This window comes from Ideonella flava (assembly GCF_051857595.1).
Lineage (GTDB): Bacteria > Pseudomonadota > Gammaproteobacteria > Burkholderiales > Burkholderiaceae_C > Ideonella.
Map to the genome: position 1 here is coordinate 280436 of NZ_JBPZHD010000005.1, position 23681 is coordinate 304116.

23 protein-coding genes and 1 pseudogene are annotated in these 23681 nt (G+C 69.8%); 11 read left to right on the forward strand and 13 right to left on the reverse strand.

What is annotated here, in order from left to right:
• Positions 1–13: 13 nt before the first annotated feature.
• On the reverse strand, positions 14–1972 hold the full coding sequence (gene ftsH, locus ACS5PM_RS12790) for an ATP-dependent zinc metalloprotease FtsH (RefSeq protein ID WP_439388016.1): 1959 nt from the start codon (positions 1970–1972) through the stop codon (positions 14–16).
• Between the two features lie 16 nt (positions 1973–1988).
• A complete protein-coding gene (gene groL / locus ACS5PM_RS12795; RefSeq protein WP_439388017.1) occupies positions 1989–3626 on the reverse strand; it encodes a chaperonin GroEL in 1638 nt (545 codons plus the stop codon).
• Between the two features lie 220 nt (positions 3627–3846).
• Between groL and ACS5PM_RS12800 the strand changes: the two genes are divergently transcribed.
• The 4 genes from ACS5PM_RS12800 (at position 3847) to arcC (ending at position 7133) form a co-directional block, all read left to right on the forward strand.
• Positions 3847–4269, forward strand: a complete 423-nt coding sequence (locus ACS5PM_RS12800) for an Hsp20/alpha crystallin family protein (RefSeq protein ID WP_439388018.1) — start codon at positions 3847–3849, stop codon at positions 4267–4269.
• The gene (locus ACS5PM_RS12805; RefSeq protein ID WP_439388019.1) at positions 4202–4585 is read left to right on the forward strand and encodes a hypothetical protein; all 384 of its coding nucleotides are present in this window, start codon (positions 4202–4204) and stop codon (positions 4583–4585) included. Before ACS5PM_RS12800 ends, ACS5PM_RS12805 begins: the two co-directional genes overlap by 68 nt.
• 101 nt (positions 4586–4686) lie before the next feature.
• A complete protein-coding gene (gene arcD / locus ACS5PM_RS12810) occupies positions 4687–6183 on the forward strand; it encodes an arginine-ornithine antiporter (RefSeq protein ID WP_439388020.1) in 1497 nt (498 codons plus the stop codon).
• Entirely contained in the window at positions 6180–7133 is a 954-nt protein-coding gene (gene arcC, locus ACS5PM_RS12815; protein WP_439388021.1) for a carbamate kinase, read from the forward strand. Before arcD ends, arcC begins: the two co-directional genes overlap by 4 nt.
• A 171-nt stretch (positions 7134–7304) precedes the next feature.
• Here the strand turns inward: arcC and ACS5PM_RS12820 are convergent, their stop codons facing one another.
• The 3 genes from ACS5PM_RS12820 to ACS5PM_RS12830 all read right to left on the reverse strand — a co-directional run bounded on the left by ACS5PM_RS12820 (position 7305) and on the right by ACS5PM_RS12830 (position 9842).
• Entirely contained in the window at positions 7305–8531 is a 1227-nt protein-coding gene (locus ACS5PM_RS12820) for an arginine deiminase (RefSeq protein ID WP_439388022.1), read from the reverse strand.
• A gap of 11 nt (positions 8532–8542) precedes the next feature.
• Positions 8543–9541 (reverse strand): ornithine carbamoyltransferase, encoded by a 999-nt coding sequence (gene argF / locus ACS5PM_RS12825; RefSeq protein WP_439388023.1) that lies wholly within the window; start codon positions 9539–9541, stop codon positions 8543–8545.
• A gap of 82 nt (positions 9542–9623) precedes the next feature.
• Positions 9624–9842, reverse strand: coding sequence for a hypothetical protein (locus ACS5PM_RS12830; protein ID WP_439388024.1), 219 nt, complete (start codon positions 9840–9842; stop codon positions 9624–9626).
• 296 nt (positions 9843–10138) lie between these two features.
• Here ACS5PM_RS12830 and ACS5PM_RS12835 point away from each other — a divergent pair, with 296 nt between their 5' ends.
• Positions 10139–11284: an FG-GAP repeat domain-containing protein gene (locus ACS5PM_RS12835; RefSeq protein WP_439388025.1), complete on the forward strand. Its 1146-nt coding sequence runs from the start codon at positions 10139–10141 to the stop codon at positions 11282–11284.
• Between the two features lie 106 nt (positions 11285–11390).
• Positions 11391–12179, forward strand: coding sequence for a hypothetical protein (locus ACS5PM_RS12840; protein WP_439388026.1), 789 nt, complete (start codon positions 11391–11393; stop codon positions 12177–12179).
• Positions 12180–12283: 104 nt separating this feature from the next.
• Here ACS5PM_RS12840 and ACS5PM_RS12845 read toward each other — a convergent pair whose 3' ends face one another.
• Positions 12284–13270 carry a hypothetical protein gene (locus ACS5PM_RS12845; RefSeq protein WP_439388027.1) on the reverse strand — a complete coding sequence of 329 codons (987 nt, stop codon included), beginning with the start codon at positions 13268–13270 and terminating at the stop codon, positions 12284–12286.
• A gap of 381 nt (positions 13271–13651) precedes the next feature.
• Between ACS5PM_RS12845 and ACS5PM_RS12850 the strand changes: the two genes are divergently transcribed.
• The 3 genes from ACS5PM_RS12850 (at position 13652) to ACS5PM_RS12860 (ending at position 15953) form a co-directional block, all read left to right on the forward strand.
• Positions 13652–14971, forward strand: coding sequence for a hypothetical protein (locus tag ACS5PM_RS12850; protein ID WP_439388028.1), 1320 nt, complete (start codon positions 13652–13654; stop codon positions 14969–14971).
• A 159-nt stretch (positions 14972–15130) separates the two neighbouring features.
• A complete protein-coding gene (locus tag ACS5PM_RS12855; protein ID WP_439388029.1) occupies positions 15131–15352 on the forward strand; it encodes a hypothetical protein in 222 nt (73 codons plus the stop codon).
• A gap of 7 nt (positions 15353–15359) precedes the next feature.
• Entirely contained in the window at positions 15360–15953 is a 594-nt protein-coding gene (locus ACS5PM_RS12860) for a hypothetical protein (RefSeq protein ID WP_439388030.1), read from the forward strand.
• 33 nt (positions 15954–15986) lie between these two features.
• On the opposite strand, the gene ACS5PM_RS12865 is transcribed toward ACS5PM_RS12860, so the two are convergent.
• Together ACS5PM_RS12865 and ACS5PM_RS12870 are read right to left on the reverse strand one after the other, a co-directional pair.
• Positions 15987–16685 carry a hypothetical protein gene (locus tag ACS5PM_RS12865; RefSeq protein WP_439388031.1) on the reverse strand — a complete coding sequence of 233 codons (699 nt, stop codon included), beginning with the start codon at positions 16683–16685 and terminating at the stop codon, positions 15987–15989.
• 174 nt (positions 16686–16859) lie between these two features.
• Positions 16860–17183, reverse strand: coding sequence for a DUF1840 domain-containing protein (locus ACS5PM_RS12870; RefSeq protein ID WP_439388032.1), 324 nt, complete (start codon positions 17181–17183; stop codon positions 16860–16862).
• A gap of 110 nt (positions 17184–17293) precedes the next feature.
• Here ACS5PM_RS12870 and ACS5PM_RS12875 point away from each other — a divergent pair, with 110 nt between their 5' ends.
• Complete coding sequence (locus ACS5PM_RS12875; RefSeq protein ID WP_439388033.1) at positions 17294–18766, forward strand: RNB domain-containing ribonuclease; 1473 nt, start codon at positions 17294–17296, stop codon at positions 18764–18766.
• A gap of 59 nt (positions 18767–18825) precedes the next feature.
• Here ACS5PM_RS12875 and ACS5PM_RS12880 read toward each other — a convergent pair whose 3' ends face one another.
• From ACS5PM_RS12880 to ACS5PM_RS12895, 4 genes and pseudogenes are all read right to left on the reverse strand, one after another.
• Positions 18826–19530: an ABC transporter ATP-binding protein gene (locus ACS5PM_RS12880; protein ID WP_439388034.1), complete on the reverse strand. Its 705-nt coding sequence runs from the start codon at positions 19528–19530 to the stop codon at positions 18826–18828.
• 1 nt (position 19531) lies between these two features.
• The gene (locus ACS5PM_RS12885; protein ID WP_439388035.1) at positions 19532–20761 is read right to left on the reverse strand and encodes an ABC transporter permease; all 1230 of its coding nucleotides are present in this window, start codon (positions 20759–20761) and stop codon (positions 19532–19534) included.
• A pseudogene (locus ACS5PM_RS12890) lies at positions 20758–21366 on the reverse strand (efflux RND transporter periplasmic adaptor subunit); the annotation flags it as partial. The gene ACS5PM_RS12885 and the pseudogene ACS5PM_RS12890, both read right to left, overlap by 4 nt.
• Before the next feature lie 12 nt (positions 21367–21378).
• On the reverse strand, positions 21379–22023 hold the full coding sequence (locus ACS5PM_RS12895) for an HlyD family secretion protein (RefSeq protein WP_439388036.1): 645 nt from the start codon (positions 22021–22023) through the stop codon (positions 21379–21381).
• A gap of 227 nt (positions 22024–22250) precedes the next feature.
• On the opposite strand from ACS5PM_RS12895, the gene ACS5PM_RS12900 reads away from it, so the two are divergent.
• The gene (locus ACS5PM_RS12900; RefSeq protein ID WP_439388037.1) at positions 22251–22730 is read left to right on the forward strand and encodes a host attachment protein; all 480 of its coding nucleotides are present in this window, start codon (positions 22251–22253) and stop codon (positions 22728–22730) included.
• Between the two features lie 95 nt (positions 22731–22825).
• Here ACS5PM_RS12900 and ACS5PM_RS12905 read toward each other — a convergent pair whose 3' ends face one another.
• Complete coding sequence (locus ACS5PM_RS12905) at positions 22826–23677, reverse strand: formate/nitrite transporter family protein (protein ID WP_439388038.1); 852 nt, start codon at positions 23675–23677, stop codon at positions 22826–22828.
• Positions 23678–23681: the final 4 nt, after the last annotated feature.

Below are 23681 nucleotides of genomic sequence, written 5' to 3' on the forward strand. Positions count from 1 at the left end.
AGCGCCAACGCGCTCAGGTCACCCGACGGGATCCGGTCACCGACCCGGTTTCGTCGATCAGGCCGCGTGATGGCGGGAGCTGTGCCACCGGGGCGCGAGCCGGCGGGCCGGCGGCGGGCGCCCCTGTCGCCACGCCGAGGATCTGGTCGAGCTGGGCCCGGTCGACCGTCTCGCGCTCCAGCAGCAGACCGGCCAGCGACTCCAGCGCAGCGCGACGATCGACCAGGGTCGCCAGGACGCGCTGGCGGGATTCCTCCAGCAGCCTTCGCACCTCGGCGTCTATGGTCTCGGCGGTGCGGTCGCTGCAGTTGCGCTGCTCGGGCAGCGTGGGGCCCCCCGGATACAGGGGTGATGGCCGCTGGTCGTAAGTGGCCAGGCCCAGCGCCTCGCTCATCCCGTAGTGCGTGACCATGTGGCGGGCCATGTCGGTCGCGCGCTGCAGGTCGTTCTCGGCACCGCTCGAGGAGTCGCCGAAGACGAGCTCCTCGGCGACGCGGCCGCCCAGCAGCACGTCGATGCGGTCCAGCAACTCGCTCCTGCGCAGCAGGTAGCGGTCCTCGGTCGGTGATTGCTGGGTGTAGCCCAGGGCCGCGATGCCGCGCGGGATGATGGACACCTTGGTCACGCGGTCGGCGGCTGGCCGCGATTCGGCCACCAGCGCGTGACCCGCCTCGTGGTAGGCGACGAAGCGCCGCTCGGTCGCGTTCATCACCCGGTTCTTCTTCTCCAGGCCCGCGACGATGCGGTCCAGCGCCTCGTCGAAGTCGTGCATGCCGACCGCCGGCTTGTCGCGCTTGGCGGCATGCAGCGTCGCCTCGTTCACCAGGTTGGCCAGGTCGGCGCCGGCAAAGCCGGGCGTGCGGGCCGCGAGCGCGGCAAGGTCCACGTCCGGGGCGAGCTTGACCTGCTTCGCGTGCACTTCGAGGATCTGGCGGCGGCCGTTCAGGTCGGGCCGGTCGATGGCCACGTGGCGGTCGAAACGGCCGGGCCGCAGCAGTGCCGGATCGAGGATCTCGGGGCGGTTGGTCGCCGCCATGATGATCACGCCGCGGTTGGTGTCGAAGCCGTCCATCTCGGCCAGCAGCTGGTCCAGCGTCTGCTCATGCTCCTCGTGGCCACCGGCCAGGCCCAGGCCGCGCGCCCGGCCGAGCGCGTCGATCTCGTCGATGAAGACGATGCACGGCGCCATGGCGGCGGCCTGCTCGAACAGGTCGCGCACGCGCGCGGCGCCCACGCCGACGAACATCTCCACGAACTCCGAGCCCGACAGAGACAGGAACGGCACCCCCGCCTCGCCCGCCACCGCCTTGGCCAGCAGCGTCTTGCCGGTGCCCGGGGCGCCCACGATGAGCACGCCCTTGGGGATGCGCCCGCCCAGGCGGCGGTACTTCTCGGGGTTCTTCAGGAACTCCACGATCTCCATCAGCTCGTCGCGGGCCTCGTCGATGCCCGCCACGTCCTTGAAGCTGACCCCCGTCTGCTGCTGCATGTAGACCCGCGCCTTGCTCTTGCCGATCGCGAGCAGGCCGCCCTGCCCGGCGCCGCCCAGGCGCTTCATCAGCAGCCACCAGATGCCGAAGAAGATGAGCGCCGGGGCCACCCAGGAGATCAGCGTGCCCAGCCACTTGCTCTCTCGCACGCTGCCGTAGCGGACCCCGGCGGCGTCCAGGGCCGCGACCAGGCCGGGGTCGTCGATCAACACGGTCGCGAAGGTGTGTTCCCCGCTCTCGCGCGTCAGCGCTTCGGCCTGGTCCTTCGGCAGGATCTGCTCGAGGCCTCGAACGTCCAGGCGGCCGGTGGCCAGGCCATCGGCGATCACCACGTCGCTCAGCTTGCCGGCCACCAGCGCCTGCTTGAACTCGCTGTAGGCCAGCGTCTGCATGTGCCGGGCGGACAGCAGGTCCTGCACGAACATCAGCGCGACCAGCGCGAGCGGCAGGTACCACAGCGAGAAGGTCTGCTTCTTGTCCATCGGCACGGCTTCGTCCTCAGAACTCGGGGGAAGCGTCGGGCAAGCCCGCCATCCCCGCCGCCGCACCCTTGGGCTGCGGCACGTTGGCGATGACGCAGGCCGTCGTGAGGATCAGGCCGGCGATCGAGCTGGCGTTTTGCAAGGCCAGCCGCGTCACCTTGGCCGGGTCCATCACGCCCATCGCCAGCAGATCGCCGTACTCCCGCGCGGCGGCGTTGTAGCCGAAGGGCGTGTCCTGCCCCTCGTCGACCCGGTTGACCACCACCGAGGGCTCGTCGCCGGCGTTCTCCACGATGCGCCGCAGCGGCTCCTCCAGAGTGCGCTGCACCAGCCGCAGACCCGCGTCGTGGTCCAGGGTCGGCCCCTTCATCGCGGCCAGCACGCGCCGCGCCCTGAGCAAGGCGATGCCGCCGCCGGGCACCACGCCCTCGGCCACCGCCGCCCGCGTCGCGTGCAGGGCATCCTCGACGCGGATCTTGCGTTCCTTCAGCTCCGTCTCGGTGGCCGCGCCGACCTTGATGAGCGCGACGCCGCCCGAGAGCTTGGCGATGCGCTCGTCCAGCTTCTCGCGGTCGTAGTCGCTCGTGGTCTCGTCACGCTCGCGCTTGAGGCTGGCGATGCGGTCCCGGATCGCCTGCTCTTCGCCGTGGCCGCCGATCAGCGTGGTCTCGTCCTTGCCGACCTCGACGCGCCGCGCCCGGCCGAGGTCGGCCAGCGTCGTCTTGGACAAGGCCAGCCCGAGCTCGTCGCCGACGACGCGCCCGCCGGTCAGCACCGCGATGTCCTGCAGCATCGCACGGCGCCGGTCGCCGAAGCCGGGCGCCTTGACCGCACAGGTCTTGAGCGTGCCGCGCACGCTGTTGACCACCAGCGTCGCGAGCGCTTCGCTCTCGACCTCTTCGGCGATCATCAGCAGCGGGCGCCCCTCCTTGACCACCTCCTCCAGCAAGGGCAGCACGTCGGTCAGGGACGACAGGCGCTTGTCGCACAGCAGGATGGCCGCGTCCTCGAACACCACCGACTGGCGCTCGGCGTTGTTGATGAAGTAGGGCGACAGGTAGCCGCGGTCGAACTGCAGGCCCTCCACCACCTCCAGCTCGCTGGCCAGGCCCGAGCCGTCCTGGATGGTGATCGCGCCGTCGCGCCCCACCTTGTCGATGGCCCGCGCCAGCAGCTCGCCGATCGACTGGTCGTTGTTGGCCGAGATGGCGGCCACGTGGGCGATCTCGGCCGAGCCGGCGCAAGGGCGTGCCATGCGGCCCAGCTCTTCCACCACCGCCTGCACGGCCTGCTCGATGCCGCGCTTGAGGTCCATCGGATTCAGGCCGGCGGCGAGGTAGCGCATGCCCTCTTGCACCATGGTGCTGGCCAGCACGGTGGCGGTCGTGGTGCCGTCGCCCGCCATCTCGCTGGTGCGCGCCGCCACTTCGCGCAGCAGGCTCGCCCCCATGTTCTCGAAGGGGTCCTCCAGCTCCAGCGCCTTGGCCACCAGCACGCCCGAGTTGACGATCTGCGGCGGGCCGTAGTCACGTTGCAGGATCACGGTGCGCCCTCGCGGGCCCAGCGTCACCCTGACGGCCCGCGCCAGCTTCTGCACGCCGGCCAGGATGCGTTGGCGGGCATCGTCGTCGAACACCAGTTGCTTTGCCACCATCTCGAAACCCCCGAAAAGTCCGTTGACGGCGGCGATGGTGGTGCGGCCGCGGCCGCCCGGCCTTGAGGTCGCTCAAGGCGCGAACACGCCGTGCGCGGGCATGGCGGACCAGCCTCGTCGATTGATCGAGCGCAACGCACCGGCGCGGGCTTCCCAGGATGGCGGCGTCGGGTACGGGTGCCGGCCCCGCGTTCACTCCATCGCCAGAAGGAGCAAGACCATGACTGCACTGACCCGCCGCGAGCGCTTCGAAGACCTGCTGCCGGATTTCTTCCGCCGGTTCGGCCAACCCAGCGCCTTCACCGAGCAGGTGCCCGGCGACATCAAGATCGATGTCACCGAGACCGACAAGGACTACCGGGTTCGCGCCGAGATCCCCGGCGCGAAGAAGGACGACATCCGCGTCAGCTTGGAAGGCAACTACGTCTCCATCAGCGCCGAGGTGAAGAAGGAGAAGGAAGAGAAGTCCGACGGCGGCCGGGTGCTGGTCAAGGAAACCTACGTCGGCAGATCGTCGCGCGGCTTTTCGCTGGCCCACGAGATCGATGAGAAGCAGGTCGTCGCCAAGCTCGAGGATGGCGTGCTCAAGCTCACGCTGCCCAAGCGCAGCGACGCGTCCAGCCACCAGATCGCCATTCAGTGAGTTTGCGGGCCCCGGCTGCCGCGGCGTGGCGATCCGCATCACGGCCCCCGCCACCTTCGATGCCACGCTGCTCGGCGCCGCCCTGCTGCAGGCGCTGGACCGCCAGAACCCCAACCACTTCCATGCGGAGCGCACGCTTGGCATGGTGGGTTCGCCGGACACGTTGCAGCGCCTGCGCGAAGGCCTGTCGCCCGGCGAGGCCCGCGCACGCTGGGAGGCCGCCTGGCGCGACTTCACGAGGCGCCGCCAGGCTGTCCTTCTGTACGACGCCACTGCGCCGGCGCAAGCGGCCGCCTCCTCCGACCCGGCTCGATAGCCTGCGCTGATCCAGCGCAAAGCGCCAAAAACACGGGTGTCTAGATTGGGACGCGCCGCCGGTGGCACCCGCCGGCTTGCGCAATCCAACAGGAGACAAGCATGAGCCTGGCGCGACCCGCATCCCAGTCCCAGCTCGGCCTTCAGGCGAGCACCCCCTCGGCACCGCCTGCCACGGCCGCGGCACCCGCCACGCGGGCGCTGCGCCTGCCTGCCCTCGGCGCCCTGGTCATCGGCTCGATGATCGGCAGCGGCATTTTCAGCCTGCCGCAGAACATGGCCAGCGGAGCCGGCGCCGGCGCGGTCCTGCTCGGTTGGCTGATCACCGGCGCCGGCATGCTGGCGCTGGCCTTCGTTTACCAGTCGCTGGCCACGCGACAACCCGCGCTCGACAACGGCGTCTACGCCTATGCCCGGGCGAGCGGCGGCGACCTGGTCGGCTTCTCTTCTGCCTGGGGCTACTGGATGAGCGCGTGGATAGGCAACGCGAGCTACCTGGTGATCTTCTTCGCCGCGCTGGCGACCTTCTTCCCGCAGTTCGGGGAGGGAAACAACGCCGCCGCCATCGCGGCCGCCTCGGTGCTGCTGTGGGCCATGCATGGCCTGACCCTGGCCGGCGTGCGCAGCGCCGCCTTCGCGAACCTGCTGACCACGGTGGCCAAGCTGGTGCCGCTGCTGCTGTTCGTGGCGCTCGTGGCCGTCGCCTTCAACACCGACACCTTCGCCACCGGCTTCTGGGGCGCGCCGGCGCTCGGCAGCGTGCTCGACCAGGTGAAGAGCACGATGCTCATCACGGTCTGGGTCTTCATCGGCATCGAGGGCGCCAGCGTCTACTCGGCCCGCGCCGAGCGGCGCGCCGACGTCGGCCGGGCGACGCTGCTGGGCTTTTTCGTCGTGCTGGCACTGCTGATGGCGGTGTCGCTGCTGTCGCTGGGCATCCTCCGCCAGGAAGAGCTGGCCGCGTTGAAGAACCCGTCCATGGCCGGCGTGCTGGAGCGGGTCACGGGCCCCTGGGGCGCGAAGCTGGTCAGCATCGGCCTGGTCGTCTCGGTGGGCGGCGCCCTGCTCGCCTGGATCCTGCTCGCCGCGGAGACGCTGTTCACGCCGGCCCGTGAAGGCCTGATGCCGGACGTGCTGGCGCGCGAGAACGCCAAGGCCTCGCCGTCCACGGCGCTGTGGGTCACCAACGGACTCACGCAGGGCATGCTACTGCTGACGCTGTGGGCCAGCGCCACCTACCAGGCGCTGATCATGCTGGCGACCTCGATGATCCTGGTGCCCTACCTCTTCACGGGCGTCCATGCGCTGCGCTCGGCGATGAAGGGCACCGGCTATGCCGCGGCCGAAAGCCGCACGCGCGACATCCTGCTGGCCGGCTTCGCCACCGTCTACTGTGTCTGGCTGCTCTACGCCGCCGGCCCGAAGTACCTGCTGCTGAGCGCGCTGCTGTATGCGCCTGGCCTGGCCGTCTTCGCCTGGGCCCGCCGCGAGCGCGGCCAGGCCGCCCTGCAGGGCGTCGAGTTCGTGGTGGCCGCCGTGCTGATCGGCGCGGCGGCCGTAGCGGGCTGGATGCTGGCCAACGGGAGCCTGGCGCTGTGAGCCCGCTCGCCGACGACACACTGGTCGCGGTGGCGCTGGGCGGCAATGCCTTGCTGCGCCGCGGCGAGCCCCAGGATGCGCCCACGCAACTGGTCAACGTGCGCCATGCCGCGGCGCAGATCGCGCGGCTGGCGCACAGCCACCGCCTGGTCGTCACCCATGGCAACGGGCCCCAGGTCGGCCTGCTGGCGCTGCAGGGCGAGGCCTACCCCGAGGTGCCGCCCTACCCGCTGGACGTGCTGGGCGCCGAGACCGAAGGCATGGTGGGCTACCTGCTGGAGCAGGAGATCGCGAACCGGCTGCCCGCCGGCCGGCACGTCGCAACGCTGCTGACCCGTGTCGCGGTGGACCGGCAGGATCCGGCCTTTCAGCATCCCACCAAGCCCATCGGGCCGATGTTCGACCGGGAGCGTGCCGAGTCCCTGGCCCGCGACCGGGGCTGGACGCTCGTCCCCGATGGCACGGGCCTGCGCCGGGCCGTGCCTTCGCCGAGGCCGCAGGAGGTGTTGGCCCTGCATGCGACGAAGGCGCTGCTGGACCGGGGGATGGTGGTCATCTGTGCCGGCGGAGGCGGCGTCCCCGTCGCGCGGACCGGGCCGGCAGGCGACTACGAGGGCGTCGAGGCGGTGATCGACAAGGACCTCGCCGCGGCCCTGCTGGCGCGCCAGCTCGACGCCGCGATGCTGGTGATCGCGACCGACGTGACGGCCGTCTTCATGGACTGGGGCACGGCGCACGCACGCGCCATCCGCCGTGCCTCGCCGGAGGCATTGCAGGCGCTGCCGCTCGCCGCCGGCTCCATCGCGCCCAAGGTGGAAGCGGCCTGCGACTTCGCCCGCGCCACGGGAAACCCGGCGGTGATCGGCTCGCTCGACGACATCGAGCGCCTGCTCTGCGGCCAGGCCGGCACCTGGGTCAGCACCGGGTGCAGCGGCCTGGAATTCGCCTGAGGGGCATTAGGGCAACGCTGAACAAGTCCCACGCGGCGCGCGCATCCCCGCCTCGGGCGGTCTGCCGCGTTGCAAATCCTCGCCATAGCCCGCGCTATGGCTGTGGTTTGCGCCTTGCAGCCCATCCCGAGGCGGGGCGCGCGCACTCGCGGGGACTTATTCAGCGTCGCCTTAGACCGGGTCGCGCTCGATCGGGCACGACATGCAGTGCCCGCCGCCGCGCCCGCGTCCCAGCTCGGCGCTGGGGATGGTGATGACCTCGACGCCGGCCTTGCGCAGCAAGGTGTTGGTGTAGGTGTTGCGGTTGTAGGCCACCACCACGCCGGGCGCGAGGGCCAGCACGTTGTTGCCGTCGTCCCACTGCTCCCGCTCGGCCTCGTAGCTGTCGCCTCCGGTGGCCACGGTCCGCAGCCGGGGCACACCGAGCAGCGAGGCGAGCAGCGGAAGCAGCGCTTGCGACTCGGCGGTGTATTCCAGCTCGCCTTCGCGAGGGCCAGGTGCGATGGTCGTGCAGCGGATGCCGTCGACGATCTCCGGGAACACCGTCACCAGGTCCGCGTCGCAGAAGGTCATCACCGTGTCCAGGTGCATGGCACCGCGGCTGCGCGGCAGCTTGGCCGCCACGACGCGCTCGGCCACGCCAGCGGCGAAGAGCGCCCGGGCGAGCAGCGACACCGCCTGCGGCGTCGTGCGTTCACCCATGCCGACGAGCACGATGCCGCGGCCGACGGGCATCACGTCGCCGCCTTCCAGCGTGGCCGCGCCGTGGTCCGCCTCCGGGTCGCCCCACCACACGCGAGCACCGGCGAAGCGCGGGTGGAAGCGGTACAGGGCCTTCATCAGCAGCGTCTCGGCGCGGCGCGCCGGCCAGTGCATGGCGTTCAGGGTCACGCCGCCGTAGACCCAGCAACTGGTGTCGCGGGTGAACATGGCGTTGGGCAACGGCGGCACGACGAAGTCGGCCGGGTCGAGGAAGTTCGCCAGGCCTGCCGCCAGCTCGAAGGGCAACTCGGCGCGCACGATGCCGCCCACCAGGCGCTCGGCCAGCTCTCGCGAGGGCAGCCCCAGCAGCCACGCGTGCAGCTCGCGGGCGAGCGCCACGCCCACCTGAACGGGCGCGAGCTTGCGCTCCAGCAGCCAGGCGCGCGCCTCGGGCAGCTCCATAGCCTCGGCCAGCAGCTGGTGCAGCTCCAGCACCTCGATGCCGCGCTCCTGCATCAGGCTGGTGAAGGCGTAATGATCCGTGCGGGCCTGTGCGACCCACATCACGTCGTCGAACAGCAGCTCCCGACAGTTGGCCGGGGTGAGCCGCTGTTGCGCCAGGCCCGGGCGGCAGACCAGCACGCTGCGCAGCCGGCCCGCCTCGGAGTGGACGCCCTGCATCGGTGCAGCGTTCATCGATGCCCCCTTCATGCCAGCGTCGCCACGAGGAGCGCCTTGATGGTGTGCAAGCGATTCTCGGCCTGGTCCCAGACGATGGAGGCGGGCGACTCGAAGACCTCCTCCGTCACCTCCAGCGCGTCCATCCCGTGGTCGCGCCAGACCTGCTCGCCCAGCCGGGTGTCGCGGTTGTGCAGTGCCGGCAGGCAGTGCATGAACTTCGAGTCGAGGCGGCAGGTGGCCGCCATCAGGTCCGCATTGACCTGGAAGGGCCTGAGCTGGCGGATGCGATCCGCCCACACCTCGGGCGGCTCGCCCATCGACACCCAGACGTCGGTGTAGACGAAGTCGGCACCCTCCACCGCATGGCGTGCGGATTCGCAGAAGCGCAGCCGCGCGCCGCTCGGACCCGCGACGGCATTGGCCTGGTCGATCAGCGCCTGCGCCGGCCACAGCGAACGCGGCGCCCCGACGCGGAAGTCCAGCCCCATCATCGCCGCGCCTTCGAGCAGGGAATCCGCCGTGTTGAACCGCGCGTCGCCGACGTAGGCCAGGCTGATCTCGGACAGCGGCTTGCGGCTCGACTCCTGCATGGTCATGAAGTCGGCCAGCACCTGCGTCGGGTGGTACTGGTTCGTCAGGCCGTTGTAGACCGGCACGCCCGACCACGTGGCCAGGTCCTGCACCACCTGCTGCTCGAAGCCGCGGTACTCGATCGCGTCGTACAGCCGGCCCAGCACGCGGGCCGTGTCCTTCACGCTCTCCTTCTCGCCCAGCTGCGAGTCGTGCGGGCCGATGAACGAGACGTTGGCGCCCTGGTCGAAGGCCGCGACCTCGAAGGCACAGCGGGTGCGCGTCGAGGTCTTCTCGAACAGCAGCGCGATGTTGCGGCCGCGCAGGTGCTGCTGCTCGGTGCCGGCCATCTTGGCCCGCTTCAGCTCGTGCGCCATCTCGAGCAGGTGGTTCACGCCGCGCGCCCGCAGGTCCTGCAGCGTCAGCAGGCTGCGGCCCTTGAGGTTGAAGCTCATGGTCGTCCGTCCTGGGTGGTGTGCGATGCCGGCATTACGGCATCGCAAGCGGCCCGGCCGCTTGACGCGGCGCAAGCCGGCCTCAGGCTCCGGCTCGCTCGACGCGCGGCGAGTGGAACTCGCGGCCGACGACCGTCCTGGCGTAGAGGTAGTTGCCGCGTGCCCGCTCGCTCAGCGTGTTCATGTCGACCTCGCCGTGGCCGTCGCAGGGGAAGGCCAGGCCGCGACCGTCGTCGAACAACGAGCGGAACCGCAGCAGGTGCGTGTCGTGGCGGCCGTTCAGCAGTTGGATGGTGCCCATCGTGCGCTCCCGTGATGGATGCCGATGGAGGTCACCTTAGGAGCGCCTTGGCAACGTCCCGCAAACGGCGGCGAACAAAGCGTCAACCCTGCGAAACGGCGTGTGAACGGTCGATGACCGGCCGCCGTCAGCCCGCCAGGACGGCTTGATCGCGCGCAAACGACGTGGAGAAGAGCGTGGCCGACCTCATGACCACATGCCTGCCTTGCGCTCACACAAGGTCGGCCTGCGCGGGCCTCGGTTGAATCGGCGGCGCCGCCAAGCGATGGCCGGCTCAACCCACTGGAGGATCGAACATGCTCAAGAACTGGATGGCGGCCTTGCTGATGACGACGGCCGCGGGCGCCCAGGCGCAATACCAGGCCCAGTACCTGGAGACGACCCAGGACTGGGGCAGCGTCGTCGCCGACTTCGACGGCGACGGCCATGACGACCTCTACATCACCGGCCACGACGAAAACGATCGCATCTGGTACTGGACACCGACCGGTTATGTCCCTTCGGCCTTCGTCTTCCCGCCGTCGGACCGCCACGACTGCGATGCCGCGGATTTCGACCGCGACGGCCTGCTCGACATCTACTGCGCCGTCGGCGCCAACCAGGGCACGGGCAAGGGCTACAACGAGCTGTGGATCCAGGCCGAGGGCGGCACGTTCTACAAGATGCTCGACCACGGCGCGGAAGACCCCTACGGCCGCGGGCGCCTGCCCGTGTTCCTCGACGTCAACCACGACGGCTATCCCGACGTCTACGTGACCAACGAGGCCACCGACCGCACCGACGGGCAGCCGAACATCAATCACCTCTTCATCAACCAGGCGGGCGCCGGCTTCGCCGAAGCGCCCAGTCTGGCCACCGGTGCGCGCGGCTTCGCGTGTGCCGTCAAGGGCGACATCAACCACGACGGCTGGGACGACCTGGTGGTCTGCAACACCGAGGGCCGCAGCCACCTGTACATCAACAACCGTGGCGGCGACTTCAAGCGCCTGACGGCCACCCCCTCGCTGGATGTCACGTGGCGCGACGCCAAGCTGGTCGACATGGACGGCGACGGCTGGGACGATCTCGTGGTGCTCAACAACCAGAACACCGTGCAGGTCTGGCTGAACACGCACCACTCGCCGTTCTACGAGACGGCCAACTTCTCCACCAAGCTGGTCGTGCAGGCGGTGAAGATCACCGTCGGCGATTTCAACCGCGACGGTTTCAAGGACGTCTACGTCGTGCTGCAGAAGCGCGACTGCAAGGACTCCTACCACGACGCCGCCCCTGACGTGGTCTTCAAGGGCCACCCCGGCCCCAGCTGGACCAAGCTGACCCTGGCCCAGGACTACGGGGGCTGCGGCCACCTGGCCGATACGGTGGACGGCAGCAAGATCCTGCTGATGAACGGCGGCTATGCGTACCGCGGCCCGAACTACCTGATCGAGTCGATCGAGTGAGTTGAGCGACCTCAATGCGGGACGGCGTGCGCTCCCTAGAGTGCCTTCTCGGCGAGCCGGGCGGAGTCCGCCCGGGCGATCCCACAACAACCCCTTGGAGGTGCCCATGCACATCGTTCATCTCGCGTCCGCCGCTTGTCTGGCCGCTTGCGCCATGGTCAGCGCACAAGCCAGGTTGCCCCTGTTCGACGACTTCTCCGGCCATGAACTCGACCGCACCAAGTGGCAGGAGACCGAAGCCTGGCGAAGCGTCGACAAGGGCAAGGCGCGCCTCGGCCGCTGGATCTACGGCAGCTCCGCCACCGACACGGGAACGACCATGGAGTCGTTCATCCTGAGCACGACCACCGGCTCCGCACCTCGCTCCATCGCCGCCAGCATCACCGTCACCGACATCGCGACCAATGAAGGCTGCGCATTCAACCCGATGCCGAGCCGGCCCCGGGCGCGTCTGGCGGTGGCCTATTTCAACGTGCGACCGGGCGGCCCGGTGCCGGGTGACCGGACTGGCGACGTGCTGGGCCTGATCCAGCTGGCCCGCACCTCGAACACCGCCGATGCGCCGGGAATCCTGCGCGTGAACGGCATCGTGGCCCAGTGCCTGACGGCCGACTGCATGAGCGCCTCCACCCTGTACCTGGCCGACCTCGGCACGGTGTCCGCGGGCACCAAGGTCATGGGCCGCATCGATTGGGAGCCGGCCGCGAAGCTGTTCCGCTTCACTCGCGACAAGACCCTCGCGATAGAGACTCCGTACACCGAGATCGACACCGTGCCGCCTTCGCAGCCCCTGCAGGCCCTGGGCCTTCGGGTGGAGGCCGCCAACTGCGCCAGCGGCCCGCGCACCAAAGCCGGCATCGCCGCCGAGTTCGACAACGTGCTGCTGGCGCCCTGAGGCCGTCGCCCCATCGTCGCCGGCCCCGGGTCACCAGTGGAGGGCCGAACGAAAGTCGGCCCCGCCGGCAGGCCGATTCAAACGTCCTGCGGGCGCGCGGGCTCTCAATGGGCTCCGCAATCGCTCGCCAGCGTGGCAAGGAACCACATCGGCACGCCGTCGCGCCGGCCCGAGCCCACGATGTGGCCGGCGGGCCCGATGGCCCAGGCCCAGAGCTCCCAGTGGCCGTGCTCGTCGCCGGCGATGAGGTCTTCCAGCACATGAGACTCGCCCTGGCAGTAGACGACATCGTCTGACGCGGACGCGACGCCCAGCACGATTCCGCTGCTGCTGATGCCGCGTACATCGATCCAGCCGAGCGCGCCGGCTGGCGGCAGGTGCTCGAAGTGACCGGCCTCGAAAACGTAGCAACCGATCACGTCGGTACACCCCACCACCTGTCCCAGGTTGTTGATGGCGCGGGCGGTGCCATAGCCGACCTTGGAGACCGAGCCGAGGTAGTGCGGCTCGCCGGACGCATCCCACAGCGCCGGCCGCGACTTGTTGCCTTCCAGAGCCACCCCTACCACCACCCCGTCGTCGTTGATGCCGCTGGGTATCGAGCCCTGGTCCTTCTTCAGCAGGCGCAGGCGCCGATAAGCGCCGTTGTCGTAGATGACGGGGCGGGAGAAGCCGCTGTCGAGACCCACGACCTGACGCTTCGAGTTGATGCCGGCGGCGGTGCCCATCTTCGTCAAGCGGGTTCGCTGGCCATCGATGAACAGCGACGCGATGCTGCCGTGCGGCGCGCTGAGATCGCGCTGCGTCATGGCCACGTCCCCCAGGTCGTTGATGAAGGTCATGCCGCTGGACCCGCCGCCGCTGTGACGCAGGTCGGTCACCACGCCATCGGCGAGAGTGCCTTTTCCGCCATGGTCGGAATCCCCCACGACCACGCCCGAGGCATTGACCCCCTCGAAGGTCTTCAGGGCCGTGCCTGGCGCAAACCCCTGAATGGTGTAGACCGGCGCCGCGGCCATCGCCGCGGCGGGCAGCAGCGTCGAGAACGCCACCTTGAAGGCCAGATGGGCCAGAGCAGTTCGGATTCGCATTTTCATTCCTCCGTGAATGGATGTTGATGCCGGGCACCTGCTTCGACGTCGGCAGGTTCGGCGCGAAAGGATCGGCCTCGTCGCCCCATGGCCGGTATCCCTAGGGTTTCGCGGCTCGTGAACCAGTTCACGAACGGCGCCTGGCCGGGACCAATTGCAAGGTGAAGGTCATCGTCGTCAGGCGGCCGACGATCACCGGCCGGAGCCGCCGCACACATGCCGCTGACTTTTGAAGGCAGGAGGGGACGGGCTGCCGCTGTTCAGGTTCGGCGACGCGGGCTCATTGGCTTGGCGACGAGCGCGAAAGTGACTGCTCAGACGGGTCTCGCCTCGACCCGGGTGTTGCGCCATGTCAATGGCTCCGACTTTGCGGCTCCTAGCATGGGACGCATCACCTTCGTGCCCGGGAGCCTGGCCATGGTTTTCGCATTGACCCGCCGAACGGCAGCCGTAACCCTGACGGCATGGGTGCTGGTGCTTGGTTTCGCGTCGGCCGCGAGCGCGGGATCCTGGCGCACGCCGCGGCTACTCGAAGGCCCGTACGCGGTGTCATCGCCGCCCGACGCGCCGCTGGTCGTTGAGAACGGCCTGGGGCATGCGCTGGCCGCCTGGAGCGCCGCCTCGGGCGCGCGATACGCCGACAAGGCGGCGGGCAGGAACTGGGGCAGCGCCAAGACCGTGCCCGGGGGCAAGAAAAGTTCCGGCCCCATCGCGGCCGCCCTGGCCGACAACGACTTCGCCGTCATCGCCTACTTCACGGTCGCCACACGCTACACGCCATCGAAACTGATGGTGTGCACGCGCCTGGCGGGCGGGGCATTCTCCCCGCCGGTGGCCGTGACCACCGCCCACCTGGCCTGGGACCTGCACGCCGTGGCGGCACCGGACGGCAGTGTCACGCTCGCCTGGAGCGAAGGGGGCGCGGTCAAGGCGGCCCATCTGGAGGCAGGCCTCGGCATCTGGGACATCGCGGTGCTGTCCACGCCCGGTGTCCCGGCTTCGTTGCCCGACCTGGGGAGCAACGAAGCGGGCGACGTCATGGTCGCGTGGCAGGAGGGCGCGGGATACCGGCCGGTGGCCATCTATGTGGCGCAACGGCCGGCGGGCGGCCACTGGGCCGTGGCAGCGCGCGTGTCGCCTGCCAACGGCCACAGCACCTGGAATGCCAAGTCCGGCCTGAGCGCCGCGGGGGATGCGGCCGTGGGATGGCTCGACGGCAACACCATGGTGGTGGCGCGCAAGCCAGCCCAGGGCGGTTGGCAAGCCCCCGAGGCGCTCTCGGGCAGCCAGTCGGCGTACTACCCCGCACTCGCGATGGATGCCGCCGGGAACCTGGTGGCCGCTTGGCAAGCGCTGGATGCGGGCAACGTCGGCTCGATCTGGTCCCGCCGTGCGATGGCCGGGGGCAGCTGGACCGCGGCCACGCGCTTGTCCACGGCGGCGGAAGACACGGCATGGCCTACCGCAGCGTCCGCGCGCGCCGGTGGCTTGTCCGTGGTGAGCTGGACAGACAATGCCACCAACTCCGTGCGCGTGAGCACCACCACGGGCGGCACCTGGCGCGCCAGCACCCTGGGCACGGGGTACTGGTCCGGCGTGGTGCCCGTGGCAGCTGGTGGCGCAAACGCCGTGGCCGGCTGGGCCATGCCGCATGCCTACAACCCGAACGCTGCGGACCTCATGGCGGATGCTGGGCGTTGAACAGCCTGCCCTCCGACGCGATCCGAGGGGCCCGGCAGCGGGAAGGCTTGGTCGCCACCGACACCGCGCGATTGATGCGCATCAACGGCACGGGTTGCGGCTGTCTGCAATCTGCGAGCGATGCGAGAGCTCGGGACGCTCTCCCACGGGGACGCACACATGAATCGAACCAGGTATACAGCCATCGCGCCGATCGTCGCCGGCGCCCTGGCGCTCGTCTATGGCGGCTTCAGCTACGTCAAGGACACCCACACGACGAAGATCGGACCGATCGAGCTGTCGGTGAAGGAGCGCGAGACCGTCAACGTGCCGGTATGGGCCAGCGTGGGCGCCATCGTGATCGGCGGCTTGATGCTGGTCCTCGGCGGGCGCAAGGGTTGACCGGCCGATGGGCGTGAAGACTTGCCGCCGCCGCGGCTGCCAGTGGATCGGCCTCGCGCTCGCGTGCTTCGCGCTGGGCGGATGCTCGACCCTGCTGCCGACGGCCAAGAAGGAGGTCGTTTCCGTCTGGACCAGCTACGACGATGCGACCGCCTCGCTCTCGCTCATCGAGCCGTACAAGGCCACGCGTGCGGACGTGCACCAGCAGGGGCTGGATCCGCGGGCCAACCCGGCCGTCACGGTGATGCACTTCGGCGACGTGCTGCAGCGCTTCGCGGCGGCCGCGCTCATCCGGCCCGACGACGTGGACCGCGGGATCCGTGATTGCCTGCAGGCCGGCAAGAGATGCAGCGGCTATGCGATTGCGGTGAAGAAGATCGATCGGGACCGCGTCGGCAGCTTCTGGCTCGACTCGCTGAACTTCAAGCGCGAGACCGTCACCACCGGCTGGAGCGTCGACGCGCTGCTGGTCTTCGTCGACGACCAGCTGGTATATCAGCTGGTGGGAGGCCAGCCGACCATCAGCGAGTACGAGGTCGTGAAGAATCCGCTCGGGCCGATACAGGCGTGGGGTGACCAGGTGATCCTGGGCGTGCGCTAGCGGGAGCCGCCCGTTCGGCGGGATCCCGCGGCTCTACTTGCGCTCCTGCCCCCGCTCCTCGCCCTTGTCCCCATCCTTTCGCCCCTGGCCCCGCTCGGGCGGAGCTTCCTGCTGCGGCTGTTGGGCCGGCGCCGCCCCAGGGTGGCCGGCCTGCTCCTGATAGTGTTGCTTCACGACGGGGTCGTGAGGCTGGTAGCGATAGTGGCGCGCATGAAGCTCCGCCTGCTGCTCGGCGGAGGGATAGCGGTGGCCGGGGTAGCTCCGCTGGTAGAGGGGCAGGGGCGCGGGCGCCGGCACCGACCTGCGGTCCCACCGGTCCCACCCGCTCCGATGCTGCTCCCATTCATGCCCCCAGTGCTCGCCCCAGCGCGGAGGCGCATTCCGCCGCCAGACGCGGAAGTACGAAGGGGGGTTGCGGTAGTAGCGAATTGGAACGCGCAGGATGAACACGGGCACGGCTTCCCGCGAGACCCGCCCCCACGGTCCGTTGTACCAGGAGCTCGCGTACCAGTCGTCGTCCTGATAGACCCAGTACAACCCCTCGTAGAAGAAGAAGTTCGACCTCAGTCGGGGCGCGTAGTAGACCGGGTAACCCGGTACTCGGACGAGTTGAGGATAGGCCGGCACGCTGATGCCGATGCTCACGGCGGGCAGCGAGATTCCCACGCTCACCTGAGCCATGGCCGGCGTCACGGACAGGAGGATCCCCAGCAGGGCGATGGCCAGACGCATTTCTCTTCTCCGGTGGACGCCAGGAGCGAACGGGCGCACTTCACTGGCTCTTGCAGGCAGGAGCCGACTCCTGGCGCTTCATGGTTCCTTCAAGGGCACGGACAGGAATTCTCGCCACTGCGCAGACTCCGCTCTGTTCGCTACCGAACACTTTCCGGGGCCGCTCGAAGCGCTTCACACGCCCCAGACGATCTCGCGCGCCGCGGCATGAGCGCCCTTCAGCATCTCCAGCAACGGCCAGGCGCGCTGCCGCAAGGTCACGGCATCGCCTCCCGTCGCGGAGCCGTCTTCGTCAGGGGTCGGCGCCACGGCTTGCGCACGAGACGCCTCGTCCTGCACCACCGCCTCTTCGAGGGCGCGGATCGCCGCCGGCATCGCGGCCGGCTCGATGATGCCCCGGGCGGCCGGCTCCTTGCCGATGAGGCGCAACAGTTGATCGCCGTGGGCCTGCAACATCAGCAGATCGGCGGTGGCTTTCGACTTGAATACGTAGCTCATGGCCGCAGTATCCGAGCCGCCCCGCGCAGAGGCCATGCGCTGGCGCAAGTCCTGCCACGGCAACAGCGATGTGTGTACGCTACCGACCTGCATCTTCGGAGGGCTGGCACGTGAACACGAGACATCGCCCCAACCGGTCCGACCTCGCCCGCATCGCCACCGAGGCGATGACCGAGCGTGGACTGGAACCGGAGTTTCCAGGCGCCGTGCAACGGCAGTTGGCGTCCATCGCCGGCCCCGGCACCGACGACGACCCGCGCATCCGGGACCTCACCGCCCTGCCCTGGTGTTCCATCGACAACGACGACTCGCTCGATCTCGACCAGCTGTCGTCGTGCGAGCCCCTCGCCGACGGCGCCGTCAAGGTGCGCGTGGCCGTGGCCGACGTCGATGCCCTGGTGGCCAAGGGATCGGCCATCGACGCGCATGCCCGCATCAACACCACGTCGGTCTACACCTCGGCGAGGATCTTTCCGATGCTGCCCGAGCGCCTGTCGAACGACCTGACCTCGCTCAACGCGGGCCAGGACAGGCTCGCCCTCGTGACCGAGATGACCATCACCGCGGACGGCACCGTCACGCAGGCCGTCGTGCATCGCGCGCGCGTGCGCAACAAGGCGAAGCTGGCCTATGACGCTGTCGCCGCATGGATCGACGGCCAGGGCGCATTGCCCGAGGCCGCGGCTGCCGCACCGGGGATGGAGCTTCAACTGAGGACCCAGGACGCGGTCGCCCAAAGCCTGCGCGCGAGGCGGCACGAGCAGGGTTCGCTGGAGCTGGAGACCTTCCAGCCGCGCGCGGTGTTCGAGGGCGAGCGCGTGGTCGCCGTGAAACAGCAGGTCCAGAATCGCGCGCGCCAGCTCATCGAGGAGCTGATGATCGCGACCAACGGCTGCACGGCCCGATTCCTCGCCGAGCAAAGCGGCGCCTCCTTGCGCCGCGTGGTCCGCTCGCCCGAGCGATGGGCGAGGATCGTCGCGCTGGCGAGGACCTTCGGCGAGGCGCTGCCCAACGAGCCCGATGCCCACGCACTGGAGGCGTTCCTCGCCCGACGCCACCGGGCGGATCCGTTGCGATTCCCGGATCTCTCGCTGATCGTGATCAAGCTGATGGGAAGGGGCGAGTACGTGGTGGAGCAGCCCGGTGGGTCACCGCTCGGACACTTCGGGCTCGCGGTGCGCGACTACACGCACTCCACCGCCCCGAACCGGCGCTTCCCGGACCTCATCACCTCGCGCATGCTCAAGGCGGTGCTCAGCGAGCGGCCCGCGCCCTACACGCAGACCGAGTTGCGGGAGCTCGCCGAGCACTGCACGCGACAGGAAGACGCCGCGCAGAAGGTCGAGCGACGCATGCGCAAGTCCGAGGCGGCGCTGCTTCTCGAGTCGCACGTCGGACAGCGTTACGAGGCGATCGTGACCGGCTGCACGGAGCGCGAAACCTGGGTGCGCGTGCTCACGCCGCCCGTCGAAGGCAAGCTCGTGGCCGGCGTGGCCGGCCTGGAAGTGGGCCAGCTTCTGCGCGTCAAGCTGGTGGCCACCGACGTGGAGCGCGGCTTCATCGATTTCGTGCCGGACGTCTGACACGCGGGCTGACGCGCGGCGCGATTCGCCCTGGCGCACGGCAAAAGACTCTCGGGATCTCAACCCGGAGACGTCGCCGGCGCGACGATGCGCCCATCGACGAGTTGGATGATCCGGTCGCAGCGCTCGGCGAGCGCGTGGTTGTGGGTCACCATCAGGACGGCGGTGCCCTGGCTGGCATTGACGTCCCGCATCAGCGCGAACACGCCGTCGGCCGACTTCGTGTCGAGGTTGCCGGTCGGCTCGTCGGCCAGGATCAGTGGGGGCTGCAGCGCCAGCGCACGCGCGATGGCCACGCGCTGCTGCTGCCCACCGGACATGTTCCCCGCCCGGTGGTCCTGCCACGGCAGCAGGCCCACCCGGTCGAGCAGGCCGCGGGCCCGCTCGACGATGGCGGCGTCCGCACGGCCCCGCTCGAGCAGCATGGGCATCATCACGTTCTCCAGCGCGGTGAAGGCCGAGATCAGGTAGTGGTACTGGAAGACGAAGCCGATGGCGTGGCCGCGCAGATGGGTCAGCTGCGCCTCGCTCAGGCCGGCCGTGTCCTGGCCGTCGATCCGGATGCGCCCGGCATCCGGCCGGTCCAGCAGGCCGATGATGTTGAGCAAGGTGCTCTTGCCCGAACCGCTCGGGCCCATCAGCGCGCAGAACTCGCCGCGCCGCAGCGCGAGGTCGACGCCGTGCAGCACCTCCGTCTGCGCGGGCGTTCCGACCGCATACGACTTCCGCACCCCTTCCAGCTCCAGGACGTGGCCAGCCGCCATCTCACCCCCGGATGGCCGCCACCGGATCCAGCCTGGCCGCGCGCACCGCCGGCGTGACGGCGGCCACCAGGCCGGTCAGGGTGGCCAGCACCGCGGCCCACAAGTACAGCCCGTAGTCCACGCTGACGGCAAACATCGGCGTGCCGTCCGGGTTGCGCGCGGCCAGGCGCCAGACCTCGAGCAGCAAGGTCCCCAGCGCCGAGCCGACCAGCGACCCGGCCAGGCCCACCACCGCGCCCTGGATCAGGAACACGCGGAGCACCTGGCCGCGCGAGCCGCCCATGGCGCGCAGGATGCCGATCTCCTTGGAGCGCTGCACCACCGAGACCACCAGCACGCTGGCGATGCCCGCGGCCACCGACAGGCCGACGAACACCCGGATCAGATAGCTCGAGAACTTCTGCGCATTCAGGCCCAGGAAGAACTGGTTGTTGGTCTTGATCCAGCTCTCGGCGAGCAAGCCGGTCTGGCCGCCGATCTGCTGGGCAATCTCCTCGGCGCGGAACGGGTCGGCCACGGTCAGGTCGATGTTCGAGACGCCGCCCACCAGGTTCAGCAGGTTCTGCGCGGTGGCGAGCTCCACGTAGACGTTGCGCTGGTTCACGCCCTTGGAACCGAGGTCGAAGATGGCGGCGATGGACAGCGTCGCGCTCGCGCCGCTGGCGGTGGCGACGCGCAGCTTGTCGCCGACGCGCACGCCGAGATCATCGGCGAGCTGGGTGCCCACGATCATGTCGGTGGTCGTCAGCCGGAAGGTGCCGGCCACCAGCTTGTCGGGCAAGGGAACGATCTTCGCGTACTCCTGCGGGTCGATGCCGACCAGGCTGATGGACTGGCTGGCATCGCCCCGGATGGCGAAGCCGGAGCCACCAGCCGTCGGGCTGACCGCGACGATGTCGCCCCGCCGCCGCATCTGCTCGCGCACCTTGCGCCACTGGTCGAGCGAGGCGACGATCTGCGAGCGTTTCTGCACGTTCGCCACGATGATCTGGCCGTCGTGCGAGACGCGCAGCGGCCGCGCCACGTCCTTCGGGCGGCTGATGACGATGTGGGGCTGCGAGCTCAGAACGCGGCGGAAGATGTTGGCCTGCATGCCATCGAGCAGGGCCGACATGAACACGATCACCCCCACGCCGACGGCCACCCCTCCGACGATGAACAGCGTCTGCAGGCGGCCCTCGTTGAGAAAGCGCAGCGCCGCCAGCCACTCGATCGGCAGGAGCCTGTTCATGGGTTGGTGGCCAGAGCCAGTCCCGACGAGGACCGCGACTGCGGACTGACCCGGCTGCCTTCGCGCACCGTCGCCGCGGAGCCTGCCAGCACGACGTCACCCGGCTGGAGCCCTTCGACGACCTCCAGGTTGGTGTCACCGCGCATGCCGGTGCGCACCGGCTGCCGATGCGCCCGCCCCCCCGCCACGCGCCATACCCAGGGATGCGGCCTGCCCACGTCGTGCACTGCATCGCTGGGCACCGCCACCGCATCGGCGTGGCGGGCCACGGCGACATCCACCGACACCGTCATGTCCTGGCGCAGGTAGTCCGGCGGCGAAGGCACCTTCAGCCGGACCTCGACCGAGCCCCGCTGCGGGTCCACCCCCGGGTTGATGTAGGCCACCTCGGCGCCGAACGTGCGGTCGGGGTAGGCGTCGGCCGACGCGAGGGCGGACTGCCCCAGCGCGATCAGAGCGAGGCTCTTCTCGTCCAGCTGCACGACAAGCTCCGTCTGCCCGGCGGGTGAGAGGACCATCAGCACCTTGGACGGCGAAACGACATCGCCGCGCTCGACGTCGCGCGCAATGAGCAAGCCGTCCTGCGGCGCGCGGATCACGGTGTGATCGAGGTTGGCCTAGGCCATCTGGAGTGCCGCGCTCGCCTGGTCGACGGCCAGGTGCGCCAGTCGTTCAGCGTTGCCCTGGGGGCGGTTGTCCTCGACCTGGAGCTGCGCCGCGCGCAGCTGGCTGCGCGCCACCTCGAGGTTGCGCCGGGCATCGTCCAGCTGGGCCGGCCCGACGAATCCGGTGCCGTGCAGTTCGCGCGTGCGGTCGTACTGGTGCTGCACGTTCACGAGGTTCGCCTCAGCCTGGCGCAGCGACTGCTCGGCCGTCGGCAGCGTGGTCGCGCCCAACTGCCGCAGGCGGCCTTGCGCTTGCGTAAGCGCCGCACGCGATTGCGCCACCTGGGCGCGCAGCTCGTCTCCTTCGAGCTCGATCAGGATGTCGCCGGCCCGCACGTGCTGGCCTTCCTGCACCGGGACGCGAGCCACCGAAGCGGTGATCTGGCTGCCCAGATCCACCCGCCGTGGGTTGACGACCCGGCCGCTGGCGACCACCGTCTGCAGCACGTCGCCCCGCGCGACGGTGTAGGCGGGCACCGCCGGCCCGCGCCACGACGTGATCAGCAAGGCCGTCCCGGCGAGCACCGCGGCCAGGCCGATGAGCACCAGCGCGCGGTGCTCTTTCCAGGCAGCGGTCCATGAGGCGGGCAATGGCATCTGTCGCGTCCGGCGCGCCCCATGGGCGCGACGGCTCGGCTCAAAGGTAGCGGCCCGCGACCCTGCAGGGATTGACTGGCATCAAGGCGTTGGGCCAGGCGCCGGCGCGGCTCACCCGGGATTCTTCCCGCCGCCGGCCACTGCGTTGAGATCGCGCAAGGCCCGGCGCGCCGCCAGCGGCAGCATCACCGTTCAGGACCGCGAAGGTCCGGATGCAAGGAGATTCCATGACGACTCCCAGCCACGCCAACCGGCACCCCGCCGCCCCGGAATGGGTGCTGGTGGCCAATGCCGCCCGCGCCCGTTGCTTCGAACGCGACCCGCAGACCAGCCATCTACGCGAACTGGCGGACTTCGTTCACGAGCAAAGCCGCATCAGGCCCAGCCAGCTCGGCGACGACCGTCCCGGGCACGTCCTGAAGGGTGGCGCCAGCACGCGGTTCGAACCGCACACCGACAGCCGCGAGAAGCACCGCGTCCAGTTCGCCCGCGAGCTGGCCGCCTACCTCGAGGAGTCCGCCTTGGCGCATCGCTACGATCGCCTTGCATTGATCGCCTCCGATCCCTTCCTCGGCGACCTGCGGGCGCAGCTTGGCGAGGCCAGCCGCCACTGCATGCTCACCAGCCAGGCCGTGGACCTGACCGAGACGAGCGGGCGCGAGCTCGAACAACGGGTCACGGCCGCCCTTCGGGGCCACAGCGTCTGACGCCCGGCCGGCCCCGGCGGCCAGGGCGCAGTCCCTCGGCCGCCTGAGGTGTGGCAGGTGTGGTTGGGCGTGGGGGCCGAGAGACCCGTCCGCCGCTATTCGGAGTCGGTGGCCCTCACGGCACGGGCCGGTGGGGGCTTCAGTTGCCCAGGTTCGCTGCGCCCGGCGCGGATGTAGATGACGTAGTACACCAGGGCGACCAGCACGCTCCCGCCCACGAGGTTGCCGGCCATCACCGGCACCAGGTTGCGCAGGAGGTCGGCGACCCCTATGGGCGCCCCCAGCAGCATGGCCAGCGGCAGGAGGTACATGTTGGCGATGGAGTGTTCGAAGCCGGCCGCAACGAATCCGGTGATGGGGAACACGATGGCCACGACCTTGTCGCTCACGCTGCGCCCGCTGAAGGCCATCCACACCGCCATGCACACCAGCACGTTGCAGAGTACGCCCCGAAAGAAGGCCTCCGAGATGGGCAGCCTGGCCTTGGCCATGGCCAGGCGCACGACCGCGCGGCCCACGTCGCCGCCGTTCATCTCCGTGTGCCCCGAAAGCCAGACCAGCCCGGCGAGGCCGGCGGCTCCCACGAAATTGGCCACGCACACCACGCCCCAGTTGCGCAGGACCTGGCGCGTGCTGACGCAGCCGTCCGCCCAGGCCATGGCCAGCAGATTGTTGCCGGTGAACAGCTCCGCGCCGGCGACGGTCACGAGGATGAGGCCGAGCGAGAACGCGACGCCGCCCAGCAGCCGCGATGCCGCGAAGGACAGGCTCGCGTCGCTGGTGACGAGGTTGAACATCAGCGCGCCCAGGCCGATGAACGCGCCCGCCAGGACGCCCAGCATCGCCAGCGGCAGCAGCGGCAGCTGCGCCTTGAGGACGCAGAACTCCCTGACCCGGCCGGCGATCTCGCGCGGCGAGTAGGCATCGAAGGTGTCGAGGCGGGGCAAGTCC

Excerpts from the sequence above, each read along its gene's own strand:
- ftsH (WP_439388016.1), bottom strand. The coding sequence starts at position 1,972 with ATGGACAAGAAGCAGACCTTCTCGCTGTGGTACCTGCCGCTCGCGCTG.
- groL (WP_439388017.1), bottom strand. The coding sequence starts at position 3,626 with ATGGTGGCAAAGCAACTGGTGTTCGACGACGATGCCCGCCAACGCATC.
- ACS5PM_RS12800 (WP_439388018.1), top strand. The coding sequence starts at position 3,847 with ATGACTGCACTGACCCGCCGCGAGCGCTTCGAAGACCTGCTGCCGGAT.
- ACS5PM_RS12805 (WP_439388019.1), top strand. The coding sequence starts at position 4,202 with ATGGCGTGCTCAAGCTCACGCTGCCCAAGCGCAGCGACGCGTCCAGCC.
- arcD (WP_439388020.1), top strand. The coding sequence starts at position 4,687 with ATGAGCCTGGCGCGACCCGCATCCCAGTCCCAGCTCGGCCTTCAGGCG.
- ACS5PM_RS12820 (WP_439388022.1), bottom strand. The coding sequence starts at position 8,531 with ATGAACGCTGCACCGATGCAGGGCGTCCACTCCGAGGCGGGCCGGCTG.
- argF (WP_439388023.1), bottom strand. The coding sequence starts at position 9,541 with ATGAGCTTCAACCTCAAGGGCCGCAGCCTGCTGACGCTGCAGGACCTG.
- ACS5PM_RS12830 (WP_439388024.1), bottom strand. The coding sequence starts at position 9,842 with ATGGGCACCATCCAACTGCTGAACGGCCGCCACGACACGCACCTGCTG.
- ACS5PM_RS12835 (WP_439388025.1), top strand. The coding sequence starts at position 10,139 with ATGCTCAAGAACTGGATGGCGGCCTTGCTGATGACGACGGCCGCGGGC.
- ACS5PM_RS12840 (WP_439388026.1), top strand. The coding sequence starts at position 11,391 with ATGCACATCGTTCATCTCGCGTCCGCCGCTTGTCTGGCCGCTTGCGCC.
- ACS5PM_RS12845 (WP_439388027.1), bottom strand. The coding sequence starts at position 13,270 with ATGCGAATCCGAACTGCTCTGGCCCATCTGGCCTTCAAGGTGGCGTTC.
- ACS5PM_RS12850 (WP_439388028.1), top strand. The coding sequence starts at position 13,652 with ATGGGACGCATCACCTTCGTGCCCGGGAGCCTGGCCATGGTTTTCGCA.
- ACS5PM_RS12855 (WP_439388029.1), top strand. The coding sequence starts at position 15,131 with ATGAATCGAACCAGGTATACAGCCATCGCGCCGATCGTCGCCGGCGCC.
- ACS5PM_RS12860 (WP_439388030.1), top strand. The coding sequence starts at position 15,360 with ATGGGCGTGAAGACTTGCCGCCGCCGCGGCTGCCAGTGGATCGGCCTC.
- ACS5PM_RS12865 (WP_439388031.1), bottom strand. The coding sequence starts at position 16,685 with ATGCGTCTGGCCATCGCCCTGCTGGGGATCCTCCTGTCCGTGACGCCG.
- ACS5PM_RS12870 (WP_439388032.1), bottom strand. The coding sequence starts at position 17,183 with ATGAGCTACGTATTCAAGTCGAAAGCCACCGCCGATCTGCTGATGTTG.
- ACS5PM_RS12880 (WP_439388034.1), bottom strand. The coding sequence starts at position 19,530 with ATGGCGGCTGGCCACGTCCTGGAGCTGGAAGGGGTGCGGAAGTCGTAT.
- ACS5PM_RS12885 (WP_439388035.1), bottom strand. The coding sequence starts at position 20,761 with ATGAACAGGCTCCTGCCGATCGAGTGGCTGGCGGCGCTGCGCTTTCTC.
- ACS5PM_RS12895 (WP_439388036.1), bottom strand. The coding sequence starts at position 22,023 with ATGCCATTGCCCGCCTCATGGACCGCTGCCTGGAAAGAGCACCGCGCG.
- ACS5PM_RS12900 (WP_439388037.1), top strand. The coding sequence starts at position 22,251 with ATGACGACTCCCAGCCACGCCAACCGGCACCCCGCCGCCCCGGAATGG.